This is a genomic window from Sphingobacterium arenae, assembly GCF_014692505.1.
In the GTDB taxonomy this organism is placed as follows: domain Bacteria; phylum Bacteroidota; class Bacteroidia; order Sphingobacteriales; family Sphingobacteriaceae; genus Sphingobacterium; species Sphingobacterium arenae.
In genome coordinates, this window is the sequence record NZ_JACNYK010000002.1 from 792,844 (window position 1) to 812,442 (window position 19,599).

Annotated in this window: 23 protein-coding genes and 1 tRNA gene; 8 read left to right on the forward strand and 16 right to left on the reverse strand. The window is 39.6% G+C overall.

Translation table 11 applies throughout. From position 1 onward, the window contains the following. The first annotated feature begins 153 nt into the window (after window positions 1-153). From H8B17_RS09530 to H8B17_RS09545, 4 genes are all read left to right on the forward strand, one after another. Window positions 154-951: a sulfite exporter TauE/SafE family protein gene (locus H8B17_RS09530; RefSeq protein ID WP_190308947.1), complete on the forward strand. Its 798-nt coding sequence runs from the start codon at window positions 154-156 to the stop codon at window positions 949-951. A gap of 107 nt (window positions 952-1,058) precedes the next feature. Then, on the forward strand, window positions 1,059-2,450 hold the full coding sequence (locus tag H8B17_RS09535; RefSeq protein ID WP_190308948.1) for an MBL fold metallo-hydrolase: 1,392 nt from the start codon (window positions 1,059-1,061) through the stop codon (window positions 2,448-2,450). 62 nt (window positions 2,451-2,512) lie between these two features. Next, entirely contained in the window at window positions 2,513-3,076 is a 564-nt protein-coding gene (locus H8B17_RS09540; RefSeq protein WP_190308949.1) for a YeeE/YedE family protein, read from the forward strand. Between the two features lie 9 nt (window positions 3,077-3,085). After that, window positions 3,086-3,541: a DUF6691 family protein gene (locus H8B17_RS09545; RefSeq protein ID WP_223816462.1), complete on the forward strand. Its 456-nt coding sequence runs from the start codon at window positions 3,086-3,088 to the stop codon at window positions 3,539-3,541. Between the two features lie 188 nt (window positions 3,542-3,729). Here H8B17_RS09545 and H8B17_RS09550 read toward each other — a convergent pair whose 3' ends face one another. Continuing rightward, window positions 3,730-4,209 (reverse strand): DinB family protein, encoded by a 480-nt coding sequence (locus H8B17_RS09550; RefSeq protein WP_190308950.1) that lies wholly within the window; start codon window positions 4,207-4,209, stop codon window positions 3,730-3,732. A gap of 295 nt (window positions 4,210-4,504) precedes the next feature. Between H8B17_RS09550 and trxA the strand changes: the two genes are divergently transcribed. Both trxA and H8B17_RS09560 read left to right on the forward strand, forming a co-directional pair. Further along, a complete protein-coding gene (gene trxA, locus H8B17_RS09555) occupies window positions 4,505-4,798 on the forward strand; it encodes a thioredoxin (protein WP_190308951.1) in 294 nt (97 codons plus the stop codon). Between the two features lie 309 nt (window positions 4,799-5,107). After that, a complete protein-coding gene (locus tag H8B17_RS09560; protein ID WP_190308952.1) occupies window positions 5,108-5,500 on the forward strand; it encodes a nuclear transport factor 2 family protein in 393 nt (130 codons plus the stop codon). A gap of 192 nt (window positions 5,501-5,692) precedes the next feature. Here the strand turns inward: H8B17_RS09560 and H8B17_RS09565 are convergent, their stop codons facing one another. Together H8B17_RS09565 and H8B17_RS09570 are read right to left on the reverse strand one after the other, a co-directional pair. Beyond that, window positions 5,693-5,989, reverse strand: coding sequence for a hypothetical protein (locus tag H8B17_RS09565; protein ID WP_190308953.1), 297 nt, complete (start codon window positions 5,987-5,989; stop codon window positions 5,693-5,695). Window positions 5,990-6,686: 697 nt separating this feature from the next. Then, on the reverse strand, window positions 6,687-7,229 hold the full coding sequence (locus tag H8B17_RS09570) for an SRPBCC family protein (protein WP_190308954.1): 543 nt from the start codon (window positions 7,227-7,229) through the stop codon (window positions 6,687-6,689). 108 nt (window positions 7,230-7,337) lie between these two features. Between H8B17_RS09570 and H8B17_RS09575 the strand changes: the two genes are divergently transcribed. Beyond that, window positions 7,338-8,276 (forward strand): alpha/beta fold hydrolase, encoded by a 939-nt coding sequence (locus H8B17_RS09575; RefSeq protein WP_190308955.1) that lies wholly within the window; start codon window positions 7,338-7,340, stop codon window positions 8,274-8,276. Between the two features lie 70 nt (window positions 8,277-8,346). Here the strand turns inward: H8B17_RS09575 and H8B17_RS09580 are convergent, their stop codons facing one another. The 8 genes from H8B17_RS09580 to H8B17_RS09615 form a co-directional block, all read right to left on the reverse strand. Then, window positions 8,347-8,754, reverse strand: a complete 408-nt coding sequence (locus H8B17_RS09580) for a VOC family protein (protein ID WP_190308956.1) — start codon at window positions 8,752-8,754, stop codon at window positions 8,347-8,349. A 434-nt stretch (window positions 8,755-9,188) separates the two neighbouring features. Further along, complete coding sequence (locus H8B17_RS09585) at window positions 9,189-9,476, reverse strand: GNAT family N-acetyltransferase (protein WP_223816463.1); 288 nt, start codon at window positions 9,474-9,476, stop codon at window positions 9,189-9,191. Next, the gene (locus H8B17_RS09590) at window positions 9,473-10,507 is read right to left on the reverse strand and encodes an Atu2307/SP_0267 family LLM class monooxygenase (RefSeq protein ID WP_190308957.1); all 1,035 of its coding nucleotides are present in this window, start codon (window positions 10,505-10,507) and stop codon (window positions 9,473-9,475) included. The genes H8B17_RS09585 and H8B17_RS09590 overlap by 4 nt, the downstream gene beginning before the upstream one ends. Window positions 10,508-10,555: 48 nt before the next feature. After that, window positions 10,556-11,470, reverse strand: a complete 915-nt coding sequence (locus H8B17_RS09595) for a pirin family protein (protein WP_190308958.1) — start codon at window positions 11,468-11,470, stop codon at window positions 10,556-10,558. 225 nt (window positions 11,471-11,695) lie between these two features. Continuing rightward, window positions 11,696-12,109: an OsmC family protein gene (locus H8B17_RS09600; RefSeq protein ID WP_190308959.1), complete on the reverse strand. Its 414-nt coding sequence runs from the start codon at window positions 12,107-12,109 to the stop codon at window positions 11,696-11,698. A gap of 13 nt (window positions 12,110-12,122) precedes the next feature. Beyond that, entirely contained in the window at window positions 12,123-12,425 is a 303-nt protein-coding gene (locus H8B17_RS09605) for a GNAT family N-acetyltransferase (protein ID WP_190308960.1), read from the reverse strand. A gap of 6 nt (window positions 12,426-12,431) precedes the next feature. Then, entirely contained in the window at window positions 12,432-12,641 is a 210-nt protein-coding gene (locus H8B17_RS09610; RefSeq protein ID WP_190308961.1) for a (4Fe-4S)-binding protein, read from the reverse strand. A gap of 342 nt (window positions 12,642-12,983) precedes the next feature. Next, window positions 12,984-13,565, reverse strand: a complete 582-nt coding sequence (locus tag H8B17_RS09615) for a Crp/Fnr family transcriptional regulator (protein ID WP_190308962.1) — start codon at window positions 13,563-13,565, stop codon at window positions 12,984-12,986. A 227-nt stretch (window positions 13,566-13,792) separates the two neighbouring features. On the opposite strand from H8B17_RS09615, the gene H8B17_RS09620 reads away from it, so the two are divergent. Further along, on the forward strand, window positions 13,793-14,338 hold the full coding sequence (locus H8B17_RS09620) for an OmpA family protein (RefSeq protein WP_190308963.1): 546 nt from the start codon (window positions 13,793-13,795) through the stop codon (window positions 14,336-14,338). Window positions 14,339-14,411: 73 nt separating this feature from the next. On the opposite strand, the gene H8B17_RS09625 is transcribed toward H8B17_RS09620, so the two are convergent. The 5 genes from H8B17_RS09625 to serC all read right to left on the reverse strand — a co-directional run bounded on the left by H8B17_RS09625 (window position 14,412) and on the right by serC (window position 19,434). Next, a tRNA-Lys gene (locus H8B17_RS09625) sits at window positions 14,412-14,484 on the reverse strand. A gap of 114 nt (window positions 14,485-14,598) precedes the next feature. Next, window positions 14,599-15,774, reverse strand: a complete 1,176-nt coding sequence (lysA, locus tag H8B17_RS09630; protein ID WP_380933804.1) for a diaminopimelate decarboxylase — start codon at window positions 15,772-15,774, stop codon at window positions 14,599-14,601. Between the two features lie 106 nt (window positions 15,775-15,880). Next, window positions 15,881-17,194 carry an aspartate kinase gene (locus H8B17_RS09635; protein ID WP_190308965.1) on the reverse strand — a complete coding sequence of 438 codons (1,314 nt, stop codon included), beginning with the start codon at window positions 17,192-17,194 and terminating at the stop codon, window positions 15,881-15,883. A 120-nt stretch (window positions 17,195-17,314) separates the two neighbouring features. Then, window positions 17,315-18,262 (reverse strand): D-2-hydroxyacid dehydrogenase, encoded by a 948-nt coding sequence (locus tag H8B17_RS09640; protein WP_190308966.1) that lies wholly within the window; start codon window positions 18,260-18,262, stop codon window positions 17,315-17,317. Between the two features lie 101 nt (window positions 18,263-18,363). After that, window positions 18,364-19,434 carry a 3-phosphoserine/phosphohydroxythreonine transaminase gene (gene serC, locus H8B17_RS09645; protein WP_190309482.1) on the reverse strand — a complete coding sequence of 357 codons (1,071 nt, stop codon included), beginning with the start codon at window positions 19,432-19,434 and terminating at the stop codon, window positions 18,364-18,366. Window positions 19,435-19,599: the final 165 nt, after the last annotated feature.

The following is a 19,599-nucleotide window of genomic DNA, read 5'->3' on the forward strand; positions in this document are numbered from 1 at the left end:
GGGCGTAAGTCCATTTCTCATGAATGAGCTATTCGCATAAATCTTGTCCGAAGTAAGGCAACATGTTCGTGAAAACAAATCGGAGCTTTTGTAACAAATGTAACCGACCGTGTCGTTCCATTGGAGCACATTTGTATAGTTAATTAATAGCTTATGGAAATTGCAGGTTATATATCATCCATTTTTATCGGTATTGCACTTGGTCTCATCGGCGGCGGAGGGAGCATTTTGACGGTACCGGTTCTCGTATATCTCTTTAATGTAGACACTGTGCTAGCTACCGCCTACTCCTTGTTTGTAGTGGGTACAACAAGTTTTGTTGGCTCGTTTACTTATTTCAAAAGGGGGTTGATTAATATCCCGACGGCCATCGTATTCGGTATTCCTTCCATAGGAGCCGTTTATCTCACGCGGGCTTATGTTGTTCCAGCAATTCCGGTTGAATTATTCCAGATTGGTGATTTCATCTTGACCAAGAATATGATGATCATGGTTCTATTCGCGATTTTGATGATCATAGCTTCTTACAGCATGATAAGGAAGGACGAGCAGAAGGTAGATGAAAAGCCTCAAGAGCAACAATTCAACTATCTACTTATTCTCTTAGAGGGAACGATAGTAGGTATATTGACAGGGCTTGTGGGTGCAGGAGGAGGGTTTCTTATCATTCCGGCACTTGTGATTCTGAGTAAGTTACCGATGAAAGAGGCCGTTGGCACCTCATTGATCATCATTGCTGCGAAATCGCTATTTGGATTTTTCGGTGAGCGTAGCGAAAGTCTAATAAACTGGACATTTCTACTTGTTGTATCCGTTTTTGCTATCGTAGGTGTTTTTATCGGTATGCTTTTGTCAAAAAAAATTGACGGAAACAAATTGAAGCCTACATTTGGGTGGTTTGTGCTGGTATTGGGTATCTATATTTTACTTAAAGAAATTTGGTTAAAATAACTTTGGCTTGTGTAACCAAAGTAACTGTATAGGTAAAATCAAAGTCCGAACTTTACGTAGAATGATCGTAAAAGTTTTAAATTAGAAATACTTAAAATAAAAAGATTATGTTTTTTCAGCATGTATATGATAAAAGTCTGGCTCAGGCCAGCTATGTAATCGGCTGTCAAGCCAAAGGAGTTGCTATCGTAATCGATGCCCAACGTGATGTCGATGTTTATTTGCAGATTGCAAAACAAAATAATCTAAAGATTACGCATATCGCGGAAACACATATTCACGCCGATTTTCTTTGTGGATCACGCGAACTTGCCGCAGTTACCGGCGCCGAATTGTACCTTTCCGACGAGGGTGGTGACGATTGGCAATACCAGTTTGCGCATACTGGATTAAAGCACGGTGATAAGATTGCCTTAGGTAACTTGAGCTTGGAGGTGCTCCACACCCCAGGACATACACCGGAGAGTATTAGTTTTCTCCTCACCGACCACCCTTCAACGGATAAGCCGGTAATGGTCTTTACGGGCGATTTTGTGTTTGTAGGAGACGTCGGGCGTCCCGACCTCCTGGAAAAGGCGGCCGGTATCACCGGGACTCAGGAAAAAGGCGCTCAACAGATGCATCAGTCTATTCAGCGTTTCGCGAAACTGCCCGAATATGTGCAAGTTTGGCCGGGACATGGTGCTGGGTCTGCCTGCGGTAAATCGTTGGGCGCTGTGCCCAGTTCGACGATAGGCTATGAAAAAATCCGCAATTGGGCGTTCCAATATGAAAACAACGAAGAAGGCTTTGTTGAATCTCTTTTGGATGGACAACCTGAGCCACCGAAATATTTCGCCATGATGAAGCACTTAAACAAGATGCCACGCCGTTTATTGGTTGAGATACCAAAATACCCCAGACTAAGCAAAGAAGAGTTCCTTATGGCCTACCATAATGGACTAAAGATCATCGATACCCGAAACAAAGTGGATTTTGCTCGAGGATTTATTCCCCGTAGCATCAACATTCAAGGTAGTAATTCTTTCTCTACCTGGATGGGCTGGTTATTAAGTTATGAGGAGCAGTTCGTGGTGATTGCCGACGATGACAAAATGGAAGACCTAACTCGTAAACTGATGCGCATCGGCATGGACAACGTCTATGGCTATATTTCTGATGTCGATAATCTCGGTCTGGAGCTCCAGGTGGTAGACGTCATAGACATCGAAACATTTAAAGAATATATTGGGAGGCAAGACGCTCAAATCGTAGACGTCCGCGGAGAATCTGAATACAAAACAGGTCATATTGAAGGAGCAGATCATGCGTTCGTTGGTACCTTGCCACAGAATTTCGGCAAGATCAATAAAAACAAACAGGTGGTTATCCACTGCCAGGCAGGAGACCGTGCTACCATTGCTTATTCGCTATTAAAGAAAAACGGTTTTGAAAACGTAAAAAATTATTCCGGCGGGATGAAAGAATGGAAGGAAAAGAAGAATGAAGTTACTAAATAATAAAAGTGGAACAGATGATTTCATGTAGTTTGATTATAATATTCAAATAAAGTAATTAAAAAATGATAGAATTTCTAAGACAACCGTGGCCCTGGTATATTGCTGGCCCCATAATTGGGCTGACGGTGCCCGCCTTACTCTTGTTAGGCAATAAATCTTTTGGGATCAGCTCATCCCTCCGTCACATCTGTGCATCTTGTGTACCGGCAAAAATACCTTTCTTTCATTACGACTGGAAAAAAGAAGCATGGAATCTATTTTTTGTCTTCGGCATTTTCCTGGGAGGTGTATTAGCTGCTGTCTTTTTGGCTAATCCACATCCAATCGAGGTAAATCCGGCCCTAGCAGATGAACTGGCGGGTTATGGCATTACCAATTACAATAACCTTATCCCGGCAGATGTCATGAGCTGGAAAGCGCTGGTTACCCCCCGGGGCTTCATCCTAATTGTTGTCGGAGGTTTTTTGGTTGGCTTCGGCACACGATATGCGGGCGGCTGTACCAGTGGACATTCCATTATGGGGCTATCCAATCTTCAATGGCCGTCTCTTATAGCTACGATATGCTTTATGATTGGAGGTTTTGTCATGGCAAATCTTATTTTGCCCTATATATTATCACTTTAAGAAAATAAAATGATGAATAACATAAATTCAAACGGAGAAAAAAAATCTAAATGGTACCACAACCTCAAATTTCTATTTGTAGGTAGCCTTTTTGGTATCCTGTTTGTAAAATCGGAAGTCGTAAGCTGGTTTCGTATACAGGAGATGTTTCGTCTACAATCTTTTCATATGTATGGGATTATCGGTAGTGCTGTATTGGTCGGTCTTATCTCCGTTTGGATAATCAAAAAGTTCAACGTGAAGACTATCCATGGAGAAAAAATCACCATCGCTCCCAAGAAATTTAATAAAGGCCAGATTTATGGTGGGTTAATTTTCGGTTTTGGCTGGGCGTTAACCGGTGCCTGCCCAGGCCCTTTGTTCGCCCAAATTGGTACAGGAGCGACTGTTATAGTAATTACATTATTGAGTGCTATCGCGGGAACATGGGTATACGGCTATTTTAGGGAAAGACTACCTCACTAGCAAATTAGAAAGAAACAAAATGAAGGAAATATTGTCAAATCGAAAAGGTATTGGCGGTCACGCTAAAAAAAGAAAGTTGAAGAAATGAAAAGCACGAACAGCAAACAAAGACAACCAGAGGACGAATATTCTGCATAATCCTACTTATGGTACGGTTTGTAACAACCCATTGCGATAAAGTGTAAAAGTTACTTCTCTAATCCTAGAAACTTAATTATAATACCCAACTGCCCTAAATGATAAAGGTCATGATGGATAAGTCCCTCAATAAGATATTTAAAGCTGTAATCATTACGATAGCGTTCGCTAAGAAATGTATCGTCCTTGTCTGCTAAAATGTCAATAAGCGTATACAAGCTTTGGAAAAAGTCGTCCTTTAAATTCGTCCATCCTATTGCCATTAACTCATCATTCGTCCTCCAATTTTCGGGGCTATCTACAGTCAACTTGGCATCCATGTTTTTTAACTTCCTTATCGTTTCTATCCGCCATACCAATACATGGGAAATCATTTCGGCAACGCTATGCAGTTCCGGTAAGGGCCTGTTGAACACTTTATCCTCTGTGACGCTTCCAATCTTATTTTTGAAATTTTCATCTAACCAGTTTTCCTGCTCTTGGACGTCCTGAAGTTGAAGAATAATGTTTTGAATTAAGGTATTGCTCATGAGAATAAAGGTAGAATTTCACAACCGAAAATATAAAATTTTTGTAAAAAATCTTTAGCCACGTTATAGCACATGGTCTGCTCTTCAATAGCAAGTAACTAATCTTCTGATAAATCAGTGACTTACGGTTTTCGCTCTTCTTCATATGTCTTGGTGTAAATTTAACCGATTTATAATACTTTCATTTTGAAATAGCTCACCTCAAAACTGTCTAGATAGATCGGATAGGACATAAAATGTAAATTTTAGAGAACAGTTTTGACGCATTCGTGTTTAATCTTTAAATTCGCTGACTATGACATTTCAAGAAATCATTGATCAAGACAAACCCGTACTCGTTGATTTTTTTGCAACTTGGTGCGGTCCTTGCCAAACGCAAGCCCCTATTTTGGACGAAGTGAAACAACGTGTTGGAGAAACAGCTTCTATCATCAAGATAGACGTAGATAAGAACCCATCCGTAGCAAGTCTATACCAAGTGCGTGGTGTCCCCACCCTGATTATATTCAAAAACGGTGAGGTCCGCTGGCGGAAGTCTGGTGTCTTTCCTGCTGAAGAACTTGAAAGATTAATTAAGGAAAACGTATAAAGACTCTTGAATCTGCCGTGTATAACATCAAATATATTCATCACTTTTTCAGTTTAGACTAAATAATATTTTTCCTTTTGAAATAGAGATGGCATCTTTACCCAGCAGGCTTCCTATAGCCTTATTTTAATAATTTGATCGCTCAAGTATAGCACGGGATTATCAACCATCCCAAGATATGGCGATATTTCGTACACGACCGGTTACTACCATAAAAATCGAGGAATACTTTCAAATTGATTAAGTATATTGTAGATTAGTGCGAGAGCGTGTGAAAAATATATAGGGTATTATAAATTTATAAAGGAAATGGAAAAAATAATTCAATCTTTTTTAGAAAACTTAACAACCAGGAATTTAGATAACCTTTGCAATTTGTTTGCCGAAAATATTGATTGGTTGATTCCCGGGGATCAAGAAAGGGCGAGCTGGTTAGGTCAACGAAAAAATAAAGAGCAAATTAAAAGTTTCTTTGAAGAATTATGGCGAAATACTGAGCCTCTGAATGCAAATATTAACAACATCCTAAATAAGGAAAATGTCGCCATCATTTCTGGGGAATTTCAAACTAAAATGCTTAAAACAGGTAAAATTGTGGATTCCTTATTTTTTATCGAATTAACAACCGAAAATAATAAAATAGTTAAGTATCGGCTTCTTGAAGATAGCTTTGCAGTTTCTAAAGCCTTAACGCAAAAATAAAAAATATCAACAAGAGAAACAAACTTCTCTAATTTTATAGATTTTGCAGGAATGGTTTTCAGCTGCGCATTGCAAATGAACCATTATCATCTCGAAAATGACTAGATTGACTGTGTAAAATTGATAAAGATAACTTAGTAGCGGCAAGACGAACCCGATTATTACTAAAGACGACTAAAAAATATTTCTTTTTTACGCGGTCTTATAGTTAGAATGCTCCATGATTCGAGCATACACTTCGTCCATAAACAATACTGTTTCCAAGTTTTTATCAAACTTACGCTCTTCAAATAATAAATTATAGACTCCCTGCATTTTTAGAGAAGTAAAATTGAATTTTTCTAATTGTAACCACCCTGGCTTAGCATGTTCATTGCTAACCTTACATTCAATAATATGTAAATCGCCTTCTATTACGGTGCGATAGTTTACTTTTAGTTCTCTATCAGATTTGTCAGGAAACCTCAATACTACGTGTTTGTCTACCATATCTTTATTTTTCTTAATACGTTAATATTTAGCAAAAAAATTACCTTTTCTTCTAGACCGACGTTCTTCAAAATGAATACTTTCACGATTGAAAATTAACTACTCTACTGCTGATAGTTGAGGCTCAGCCTACTGCACATTGATTTATACCATACCTTTTGGTACGGGTTTAGTGCAAATTGGATATTAAAAAAACAGATTCTCCCGTTAAATTATTTTGTATAAAACCGTACTTAAAGCCTTCATGATAATAGGATCGTAAATAGAATTCATCGTCGGCGTTTGGTCTTTCTAAGTCCTCTGCACTGAACTCGTATGGTCGCGTAAGAAGATCTTTTGAAAGATTAACGTGTTACATTAACACAAACTAATATCCCCTATCGTGTTTCCCCTTATTGCTGTTCAATTTTTTGAACTCGTCTCGTTTCAAGGTTTTATTATTTTCTCAGCTGCTTTTTATTTACGCGTTCTTTTTTGAATGTAAATCGACTCTAAACACATATAGATTACAAAAGCTTATGATTACTAACTTAAACTTTAGGTAGTCGTCGCATTAAGAGGAAATTAAGGAAATGCTTTTGACTTACACAAAAGTAAAAAAATATTTTACTATTCACATAACCTATTCATATAAAATGATTAATATGACATTATATACATAAATAAATTATATAAACAATGTAAAATATTAATGTTTTTACTGTTGTTCTAAAATGGCTTTCAAATCACGCAACCCGGTTTCTAGATCTCCACCAATCATCTCTTCCATATCCATAAATAATAACATGAAGTTCATCGGATAATTTATATGCCCGCTGAATCCCCAAACAACTTTTGTCTGGTTTTCATTTATCGTTTCTGTTGTCATATAGGCAGGCTCAATAGCCTCAAATGGTTTTATAAAGCGAAGTTCAAAATCAATACGTTCGCCTTCTGTGATTTTTTTAATTTCCTGTTCGCCCCAGCCAACATCTTTTTTGCTGCTTTCCCAACGTGCTGTAAAACCAACCGTACCGTCAGTGCCTTTGTACGATTTTTTCATATGGGGGTCGATCTTGTTCCATTTACTGTAATTATCTTGATTTTTCAGGTATTTAATGTAATCAAACACTTCTTGTTTCGGCTTGTCGACTATAACTTCCCGTTGTACAGCATAATCTTTTTTTATGAACAATGCCATAATTAAAGGAATGGCAATTATAATTGCCAATGCTATCAGAATTTTCTTTACGATTTTCATTTTTCATCTTGTTTGGTTTATTACAAATCTAGCTAGATTTCAATCACTTTATTAACGTAAACTTTAAGATTTTGTTTTCTTTTGATTTCGTACATTTATCTTTTAATTATGGAAAGCTCACCACCTAAACATATCCACTATACGGTTTATGAACCGGATGAAATCGTTGTGAGAGGAGCCATTCTCCTATTGCATGGCATGCAGGAACACAGCGGAAGGTACACAGTGTTTGCAAATTATCTAAAAGATCACGGGTATGCAGTGATTGCATATGATCATACTGGTCACGGAAAAACAGCGAAAACAACAGAACAACTAGGTTTTTTCCATAAAAAACAACCTGGTATGCTCCTGGTTTCGGAGGCTAGGCATATGGCGGAATTCTTAGCCTATCGCTTCCCGTTTGTACCGAGGATCCTCTTCGGGCATTCTATGGGTTCATTCGTAGCACGTGTCCTGTTAAAAAAGTCTTCTTCCCTTTTTCACGCGGCCATCCTCATGGGAACTGGTGGACCGAACAGTACGGCCGCACTGTTCCTTCCGGTACTTTACTTCGCCAATTTAGTTTCTCCTAACAAACGTAGCCGATGGCTCAATCATCTATTTTCCTTAATCAACAACCGAGAATTCAAACACGAGCACCCCAATGATGGTACCAACTGGTTAAGTGTAAACCTAGAAAATAGAAAAGCATTCCTAGCTGATGAACTCTCTGGCGTGGATTTTAGCAACAATGCATTTTACGGCTTAATAGCCCTCAATGTGGAAGCTACTAAATCCGATTGGGCACAAAATATCTCGCGAAACTTCCCTATGTTGTTTGTTAGCGGCAGTGCTGATCCAATAGGCAATTATGGCAAAGGTGTCTGCAAGACTGTCAATGCGCTGAAAGAAAAAGGTTTTGCGGAAGTAACCATCAAACTATACACTGGTATGAGACACGAGATTCTTAACGAACATCAAAACAATGTCGTTTTTCTTGACATTATAAAATGGTTAAACCAAATCAATCCTAAAAAAGATATTAGAAAGCCAGATACTGTATAAAGTTCAACAACTTATTACTACAGTTAACAGTTATTGCATTTACATCGTTGATTGATTTAAACTACCTGGATTATCCCGTTGGGATTTTAGACATGTCCATATAAAAAATCTCCCAAGTGTGTCCGTCAAAGTCTTCGATAGTACGCTGTTGCATAAAGCCATAGTCTTTCATTTCGATAGGTTCGGTTCCCCCGGCATTTAATCCATTGGTCAAAATACTATTGATTTCGTCAATGCCGTTAACAGACAATGAAAAAAGTCCCGCAACGGCATTTTTCGTATCTGCAATAGGTTTGGTCGCAAATGTTGCGAACTTTTCGTGGGTTAATAGCATTACAAAAATGTGGTCACTCCATACCATACACTTTCCGCTTTCGTCCGAAAATTGAGGATTATTTGTAAAACCCAATGCAGTATAAAAATTCATTGACTTCTGTAGGTTTCTTACTGCTAGATTGATAAAAACTTGTTTTGCCATTTTATTAATACTTAACTGTCTATGATTATTGTATTCCGAATCGGTTTAAATTCAAGATTAGGTTCTAGATATTCATTTGATGTAACCTAATCTTTTTTGGAACCAAAGTTATAAGATCTTTTTCGAAACTAGTATTTCCATTTGTTGAAACTTAACGTGCAAATTACTATATCCCAAGCCTTGTAAGCTTGTCTTATGGCAAGAAAACTATCTCGTGTAACAACTTTTAGAGACTATAGCAGCTCTTGTAATATTCTTTAATTTTTTGAATATTACAGGTACAGTTTGGTACTGGATCCCTAATGGCATTGCTGTAACAGCATCGCAAACAAAGCTCTCATTCATCAACAATCGAATTGAATATCATTGATACAATCTGGCATCAATTTCAGTTGTTTTTGTGTCATACTATTTATCTACCTTGTGGAACGAACCTACTGTTTTAATACATCCTTTATATCATCTAATTTTTCAAACATCTTTGCGGCAAATGGGCACAGCGGAATAATCTTGATATTTTTTTCTCTGGCCATTTCCACAATTTTGTAAAGCATATGCTTGCCTATACCTCTACCATTATACGCTGGTTCAACATCGGTATGGTCGATGATAATCAAATCGGGGCCCGCAATGGAATAGGACATCATCCCCGCCCGTCTATCATTCTCTTGCGCTACAACAAAGCCTTTAGCGCCGCTAACCTTTAATAATATTTCCATCATTTCTTGCTTTTATTTGCTTTATTGACCCTTGGAATCACCTTGGTGCCAATTATTTCTATGGAATGCAATAACTGCTCATGGGTCAGGCCAGCATTATCCATTTGAAATGTGAAGCGATCAATACCTCCTAATGTTTCGCTGTGTCTTAGTAATTTTGCAGCGACTTGTTCAGGACCTCCAACAACCAACGCACCCCTTGGCCCTACAACCGCATCAAAACTGGATTTGGTTACCGGTGGCCATCCTCGTTCTCGTCCCATCTTCGTCCATAGTTCAGCATAGCCTGGATAGTAATCTTCGATAGCTTCTTCATCTGTAGTAGCAACGTAGCCTGGTGAATGTAGGCCTACGGATAGTTGGTCTGGCGCAAAGCCTGCTCGATACCCTGCTTCTCTGTATAGATCAACCAATGGTCGAAAGCGCGCTGTTTCTCCACCAATTACGGCGATCATCAATGGTAGTCCTAGTGTTCCAGCTCGCACAAAAGACTCGGGCGTACCGCCCACGCCTAACCAAACCGGAAGTTTTTCTTGACTCGATCTCGGATAGATAGGCTGATGATGCAGGGCAGGCCTAAATTTTCCAGACCATGTAATAAATTCCTGTTCGCGAATCTTTAATAAAAGTTCCAACTTTTCTTTGAATAACTCATCGTAGTTATGCAGGTTATATCCAAACAATGGATAGGCTTCTGTTGCGGAACCTCGTCCAACGACCAACTCCGCTCGTCCTTTAGATATCAAATCTAAAGTTGCGAAACTTTGATAAACCCTTACTGGATCTGATGTGCTAAGCACAGTAACTGCACTGGTTAAGCGTATATTTTTCGTTCGTGCCGCAGCTGCAGCGAGGATTACCGCTGGAGCGGAGTCAAGAAACTCTTTTTTATGGTGCTCACCAACCCCAAAGATAGCGAGTCCTGCTTGGTCTGCCTGAACGATCCTGTCGAGCAACTGCTCCATGGCATCAACACTATTGAGGCTCTTACTCCCGTACATCGCTGATGCAAAACTATCAATTCCTATTTCCATTATTTTATGTTGACTCAATAAGTATCATCTGTCAATACTTTGTATCCCTTAAGAAAGAGCGTTAGGAGGAGGACCTCCAGCGGGTTTACTTTTTTCACTTGGCAAGGGTACATATTCTTTATTATCCATCGGGGGCAAATTAATTCGACCTTGCTTCCAATCTTCTTTCGCTTGTTCAATCCTATCTTTCCTACTGGAAACAAAGTTCCACCAAATGTATCGTTCTCCGAGGTGCTCTCCCCCAAGCATCATCAGAGTAGTAGGTTCTTTCGCAATAATCAAAGGATCCACTCCTTTAGTAAACACCAATAATTGTCCTTCGCTATATGTAACCCCACTAACTTCAATCTGACCTCTGACAATATAGGCCCCTCTTTCGCTGTGCCCACCCGGCAAACCAAAACGGGCGTCCTGTGCTAATACGACATGCACATAGAATAAGGGGGAATGTGTTTTGACATTGCTTTTTAGACCATAAGCCTCTCCTGCAATTAATCGCAGCCAAATACCGGTATCCGTAAAAATAGGCAATTCTTCTGGCTTATAGTTTTCGAAGGTAGGATCACTTTCTTCATGTTTCTCAGGGAGTGCTACCCAGGTTTGCAGCATTTCTAGTTCACCTCCCGCAAGCATCGCCGGATCTTCAAATCGTTCACTGTGTGTTATGCCTTTGCCGGCGGTCATCCAATTTACTTCGCCCGGTTTTATCAATTGTTCCACCCCCAGACTGTCTCTATGGGTCACATTCCCACTAAATAAATAGCTTACGGTGGATAAACCGATATGGGGGTGGGGCAATACATCAAGACCACTTATAGATCCGGTCGGCAAATTTAATGGCCCGCCATGATCAATAAAAATAAATGGTCCGACCATTCTGCGAAGCCGGTAAGGAAGGATTCGTTTAACGACAAAACCCGGTGAAATTTCGGCCTGCCTGGCTTCTATAATAATATCAAGCATAATAAATATTTAAATTATCAAATTTGAATATCACATTTTATGAAGTCCGTCTTTTTATATTGATTGCTTTCTTCGATGCGTCAATTGATGTGTCCTTTTAACTGCTCATAATATTCCAAAAATATGGCATCGTTTACAGCGCATGAATCGTACCATATAAGTCTATTGCTTCATTCTTTATTGACAACCTCATTCCTGCGCTCTTCTCAGCTTCTGATATTTTCATTATATTAATTCGGTGGAGATATGGATATTTCCCTTGAGTAACTTCGATATTGGGCAATTTTCTGCTACTCTTATCAGTCGTTCCTGTATTCCCTTATCCAATTGCCCGTGAAATACGATCTTTCGCTCCATGTATGCAACTGGTGCTTTATTTTCTATCTTATAATACATATTCGCATGGACTTCTACTTCTGAAATGCCTAATCCTTTATGATCGATATACATTTTAAGCGTGGCCAAGGTACATCCAACTAACGAAGACAGTAATAATGTGTAAGGATCTGGCCCCAGATCTTTTCCACCTAATTTTTCAGGTTCATCAGTGATGAATATCCCATTTCTCCAATGGATAGTTGTTTCGTATTTTTGGAGTCCAATCGTTCCCTTTACGGGGGTTTCAAATAGATATTTCATTCACAGTTATTGTTTACTTCTGTTTTTGGCTCCTGACATCTGCGTATTCTTCGGGGTGGCGAGTGAATTGTGCAAGAACATAAGGACAAAGTGGTATGATCCTCCGATTATTCTTCCTGGCATAACTAACCAACTGATTAAGTAATAATTTTGCAAAGCCCTTTCCTTCGTGCTTAGAATCTACTTCCGTATGATAAACTCGAAGCTTTTCAGCCGCAACAGAAATATCCATTTTTCCTACTTTTTCACTATCTGAAAATAGTTGAACTTCACCGTATATGCCGTCTTCTTTAAAAATGACTTGTGTATTTTCCATATTCAGTTATCTTCTTTTTATACTTAACGCGCCGGACGGACATTTTGCAATCTGGCGAATGAGTTCTTCTGACGTCGCATTCTCCACGTTTATCCATGGTCGTGCTTTCGGGTTATATACCCGAGATAAGGTCTTTACGCAAACCCCGGCGTGGATGCATTTTTTGGGCATCCATAGAACGGTGATTTCCTCATTTGAATATTCATGTATCTCCATAACAGCTTCTTATTGAAAATTAATTATTTATTTGATATCTAGAGCACTAGACTTTGAAGACCTATTTTACACGATTTTTCCATTGTGTCTTGATTTAAAAGTTAATCATTCAAAATTCGTTCAAATGGATAGAAAAAGAGTAGAGAAATGACGAAAAAAAATATCGACAAATGTCTACGCTGTATTAAATATGGTGGTGTGGGGTAAGAAAAAACGATAATATATAAACGGTTTCTAATATTTGGCTGCAATACAGCAAAATTTGTCAGAGCAGCAAATGACATAGCACAAGTAGAGTCGGAAAAAGTTATAGAAAGTGAACTCGTTCTTAAGAAAGGGATTCTATTTTTTAATCACTTTTTTTCGTACCCGACTCAGTGTATCTTTAGTAACTCCAAGATAAGAAGCAATAATATGTTGAGGAAATCGCTGGACGAAATACGGGTGGCGCTCGACGAAATCCTCGTAACGTTTTTCAGAAGTAAGGCTGATAGCAGAAGTTATTCGTTTTTGAGCAGCTATATTATTATACTCATCAAGTTTCAATACAAGCTCATTAAAAGAGGGGCATTCGCTACGTAATTTTAACATATCCTCCCTGGAAACAAGAAGCAGTTCACTGTCTTCCCACGCATCTATGTTATACGTACTGGGGGTAAACCTGACAAAACTCTCGCGATCTCCCGCCCACCAATTTTCTACATACAAATCGACAACGTGCTCGCCCCCCTTTTCATCTAACAAATATTTACGCATGGCGCCCTTAACTATAAAACCGAAATACTTACATATTTCCCCTTCCTGCAGCAAATATTGCCTCCTTCTTATCTTCTTCGAAATAAAATGGCTTAATACAAAGCCAAAGTCATCTTTGGAAAGTAAAGTTGTAGCGTAGTTATTAATATAATGGAATAGTGGATGCATAATATGCGACTCAATACTCAAATATAACACTTTTGCTTCGTTCGGTCAAATGAATGCTATTTAAAACGCATAAGCAGATTGTATCGGTAAGATTGGCTGTAATGGATGATTTTTTCTTAACGACTTGCCCTAGACTATGGCGTACAGCCAAAATCATACGTTTTGCTAGGGAGAATAAAAGAATATATAGTACCTTTGGGGTATACACGTTAATAAGGGAACATACTATGAAGCGTATAATAAAAAGCCTTTTAGCAACAAGTTGCGTTCTATTGGTCTTAAACCTGTCTGCCTGCAAGTCCAAAAAAATCGTTGTTAATCCAAGTAGCCAAATTGAACAGACACCCATACGGGAAGAACCCGTAGAGGTAGCGGAAGAACCTGTCATTGCACAGGAAGAACCACACAAAGACCCTGAACCGGTGGCCGAAAAACCGAATTTCAATTTCACGAACGTCCTGTTTGAATTTGATTCCAGTGTACTCAAAACCGAGTCCTATGCCGTGTTGGACAATATCGTCCGAGAAATGCAGAAAGATCCGTCAGTCAAATTTATCATCAATGGTCATTCATCCGTCGAGGGTACAGCCGAATATAACCAATCGCTATCTGAAGACAGAGCCAATGCGGTTAAGCTCTATATCGTCAACGCCGGATTGCCATCCGAAAATCTTATCGCCACAGGATTTGGTGCTTCCAAACCGGTTGCATCCAATGATACAGAAAGCGGGAGGGAACAAAATCGGCGGGTAGAAATATCGGTCGTACAATAGCAGGATTTTCGAACCCAAGGGTTCGAATCACAGCTAACAAAAAAAGCCCAATCTTTCGATTGAGCCTTCTTTGTGATCCCGCTGGGATTCGAACCCAGGACCCATACATTAAAAGTGTATTGCTCTACCAGCTGAGCTACGGAATCTTACTTCGTTTCTCTAAAGCATCGCTTCGTCGTTTGAAGTGATGCAAAAGTAGGTATTTCGATTTAAAAAGCAAACATTCTTTACCTCTTTTTTTGAAAAAAACAAAAACGCATTCATAGTGAGGGGGATAAATTTAACACATCGCTATACAGGTAGCGTATTTCATCGCGCAAATTGTATTTCGAGGCCATAACCTCTCCATATGCGCCGGCCGTCCGGATCGCGATTAAATCCCCGCGTTCTGATTTCGGTAATGGTACTTCCTTACCAAAACAATCCGAACTTTCACAAATCGGCCCTACTACATCATACGGAATTGCCGATTCTTCGTCGGTATCTATACGTTCTATTTTGTGGTAGGCTTGGTACAATGCCGGTCTCATCAATTCTGTCATTCCCGCATCTACGACTAAAAAATGCTTCTTCACACCGCTTTTCGTGTACAAAACTTTGGTGATTAGCGATCCAGATTGCGCTACTAAGGCACGTCCCAATTCAAAATGAACTTCTTGGTGCGCATTTCGTTCCAAAAACCGATCAAATATATCAAAATACGTCTCAAAATCAGGAATCGGATTCTCCTCTGGATGCTGATAATCTACCCCTAAACCACCACCAACATTCAATACTTTGATTTGTGTTCCCCGCTCTTCAAACCAGTTTTTCCACTCATTTACTTTAACACATAGACTCTTAAAGACATTCATATCGGTAATCTGAGAGCCAACGTGGAAGTGTAACCCCACGAGTTCTACATATTGCGCCTCCCGGATAACGGAAGCCGCCTGCTCCAATTCAGAAGTCGGAACTCCAAACTTATTTTCATCAAGACCTGTGGTGATATAATGATGTGTGTTCGCATCAACATTTGGATTAATCCGCAATGATACCTTGGCAACAACACCGAGCTTACCCGCCAGTTCGTTGATGACTTCCATCTCTTGAATTGACTCCACGTTAAAAGCAAAAATATCATGTTGCAACGACAAGATAATTTCTTTGTCTGACTTACCTACCCCTGCAAATGTAATCTTATCTGCAGGAAAGCCCATATCGATCGCTTTTTGCACTTCATTTCCACTTACACAATCCGCACCGAACCCCTTCGATTGAATCACAGAGAGTACCCGCTCGTTAAAATTGGCTTTCAACGCATAATGCACATGAAACCCCCGTTTATCAGCAGCGCGTTTTGCCTGTTCCAATGTCTCGTTCAATAGATTGAGATCATAATAGTAAAGTGGTGTTTCTAAATCCTTGATTCTATCTAACAGACTCTTATTAAACAACATATAAATCTTTTTCTTTATGATGATGAATACTTGCCCTTATTTCCAACTCCTTCGTTAGACTTCTAGCTACACGTATTTTCTTTCGTTACAAATACTTTACACACTAAAACAACCTGTTATGCAGAGAGCGGAGCGCTTCTGTTTTGTGACTGGCATCCAACAGGATAGAAACATTATAGTCCGATCCTCCATAAGAAATCATACGTAGCGGCAGGTGCTTAATCGCATCTAATACTTTAGCAGCATAACCATGTGTATTAGCACTGAAATCACCCACCACACAAACAATAGTTTGATCATAGTCTACATGGACGGAACCAAAATCCTCCACTTCTTTAATAATATCCTCCAAATTTCGAGTGTCATCCACTGTCAACGAAACGGCTACCTCTGATGTGGTAATCATATCGATAGGTGTTTTATAGCGTTCAAATATCTCGAATATCTTACGCAAGAATCCGTATGCCAACAACATACGAGAAGAATGGATATGGATTGCAGTAATCCCCTCTTTAGCCGCAATAGCTCTGATTTGACCATTGGTCCCTCCCTCCTTACTTATCAAGGTACCGGCTGCATATGGGTCCATCGTATTTAATAATCGGACCGGTACATTGTATCTCTGCGCAGGGAAAACGCTCTGCGGGTGTAGAATCTTTGCACCAAAGTACGCTAGCTCCGCTGCTTCATCAAAACTCAGGTGTGCTATTGGTTGCGTTCCTTTTACGATGCGCGGGTCATTATTATGCATTCCGTCTATATCTGTCCATATTTGAACTTCATCTGCCTGAATAGCCGCCCCGATAAGGGAAGCTGTATAATCGGATCCGCCACGACGAAGATTATCAATTTCACCAAACGAATTCCGGCAAATATATCCTTGTGTGATAAACAAAGTATTGTCTGGATGTTCTGCTAACAAAGCAGCAAGTTTCTCACCGATATATGGCACCATGGGCTCGTTGTCTTCATCAATTTTCATAAAATCCAACGCCGGTAACAATACCGATGGGACACCGATTTCTTCTAAATGGAAATGGAACAAGGTGGTGGACAACAACTCGCCCTGTGCCAACGTGATTTTTTCCTCAATAGGCGTAAACATCTCATTACCCAAAGAGGCGATGTAATTAAAGTGATAATCAATCAGGTTCTTTCCCTTTTCAAGCCCTTGCTCCGTAGCAAAAAGTTCCTTTATTAATTCTTCATACTTAGTCTTATGTTGCGCGATTAAATCCAACGCCTCTTCTGTCTTTCCCGCTAAAAAGGTATGACCTATTTCTACCAATGCATTTGTTGTACCAGCTACGGCCGATAACACAACAATCTGGCGATCCGTAGGGTTTACAATATCCAATAACCCCTTAATACGCTGGGCACTCCCCACCGATGTGCCACCAAATTTTAGAATTTTCATATTATAATTATAGTATCTACTGCTATCTCTTTAAGAATCTATAAATGTAGTTATTTTACACAAAAAAGCGGCACAAATGCTTTGACTTCGCTTTTGTGCCGCATATTTTATGCGGAAGTTTTACTTCTTCAATGCGTCGATAAGCAGAGTCGCCAATTCGATTCCGATTCGCTCCTGTGCCTCATTGGTCGCCGCCCCAATATGGGGTGTCAAAGAAATCCGAGGATGACTCAAAATCTCCTGTCTAGGTGTTGGTTCATTATCAAACACATCTAATGCTGCAAAAGATACTTTCCCCGAATCGAGCGCATTAACTAATTCTAGCTCGTCTATTACACCGCCACGAGCTGCATTTACCAATCCTACTCCATCTTTTAACAGAGCAAATTCTTCTTTTCCTATAGCAGGCTTATCCAAGAAAGGAACATGAAGGGTGATAAAATCAGCTTGTTTTAAAACTTCTTCGAAAGCTACTTGTTTTACAGGCAGGTCTACCTGAACCCCTCCGGAAAACGTGAGCGATAAGGAAGTCGGCCCATCGAATAGATCAGTATAGATAACATCCATGCCCAATCCGAGTGCTACCTTCGCTGTTTCTCGACCAATCCTTCCAAATCCAACAACACCTAAAGTTTTACCTCTTAACTCCACCCCTTTTGCATACGCTTTCTTAAGCCCTGCAAAGTTTGTATTTCCTTCTAGCGGCATCTTGCGGTTGGCATCGTACAAAAAGCGTACGCCATTTAAAAGGTGTGCAAATACCAATTCGCCCACCGATAAGGATGAAGCTGCTGGTGTATTGATAACAGAAATACCCTTCGATCGTGCATAATCCACATCGATATTATCCATTCCAACTCCACCACGACCTATGGCTTTAATATTTGGACATGCATCAAGCAATGCTTGACGAACCTTTGTCGCGCTGCGTACGGTAATGGCATCATATGCTTGTAATTTCTCTGCAAGTTCTTCTTGCGGAATATGGTTGGTGTCTACCTCAAATCCGGCATCTTCCAACAGTTTCTTACCCGCTGCATCAATACCGTCGTTTGCTAATATTTTCATCTGTATAATTTTCTTTCAATGGCGATGAAGCTATCAGGTTTATTCACCCCCTCTGTGGTTTGAATAAACCATGATGGTTTCATCTAAATAAATTGCTTATTCTATTTATTACTCAATTCTTCAAATTCTTTCATAACATCGACCAAGGCATTAATGGAACCAATCCCCAAGGCATTATAAATCGATGCTCTGAAACCGCCCACCGAACGATGCCCTTTAATCCCCACCATTCCGCGCTCTTGCGATAGCTTCAAGAAAGCAGTCTCCTGTTCTGGTGTATCCATGACAAATGTCACATTCATCCGAGAACGATCTTCTTCATTGGCTGTTCCTCTAAAAAATGGATTACGCTCGATCTCATCGTATAACGTGCGCGCTTTAATGATATTCTCTTGTTCGATTACCGATATACCACCTTTCTCTTTTAACCAACGTAGGTTCAGCATCGACACATAAATAGAGAACACCGGAGGGGTATTATAAAGGGATCCGGCCTTCGCATGCGCTTGATAATCAAATATTGATGGTATGGTGCGCCCTGTTTTCCCTAAAATATCATTCTTTACAATGACCAATGTAGCTCCCGCTGGCCCCATATTTTTTTGTGCACCGGCGTATATTAGATCATAATCAGAAACATTGATTACACGACTCAATATATCGGATGACATATCGACTACCGTTGGTATATTGACATGAGGCTTTTCAAATACCTCCGTACCATATATGGTATTATTTGATGTATAATGAAAATAAGCTGCGTCCGAAGGCACCGAAAACGCTTTAGGTATATACGTATAGTTTCTATCTGAAGAGGAAGCTACAATATCTACCTGTCCTACTTTCGACGCTTCTTTTGCGGCTTTAGTGGCCCAGACGCCAGTATCCAAATATGCCGCTTTCCCCCCTTCGGGCAATAGATTCATCGGAACCATGGCAAATTGTTGACTTGCTCCTCCTTGCAAAAACAAAACGGAATAGTCAGATGGAACAGCCATAAGTTCACGTACTAAAGCCTCCGCTTCTTGAATCACTTGCTCAAATTCTTTGGAACGGTGCGATATTTCAAGAATGGAAAGCCCTGTGTTATTGAAATCAATTACAGCTTGCGAAGCTTCTTGAAATACTTCCTTTGGAAGTATGCATGGTCCTGCCCCAAAATTGTGTTTCATCATGAATTTATTTTATGTGAATAAATGAATCGCAAAAATAGCACATTTTTTAATTTTCTTCATGTTTCTTGAACTTTTGTTGAAAAATAAATAAACATTTCTTTTGTTTTATATAAAAATGACATATAACAAACGAAACTCCACGCATTTGCTGAAAGAAAGCGT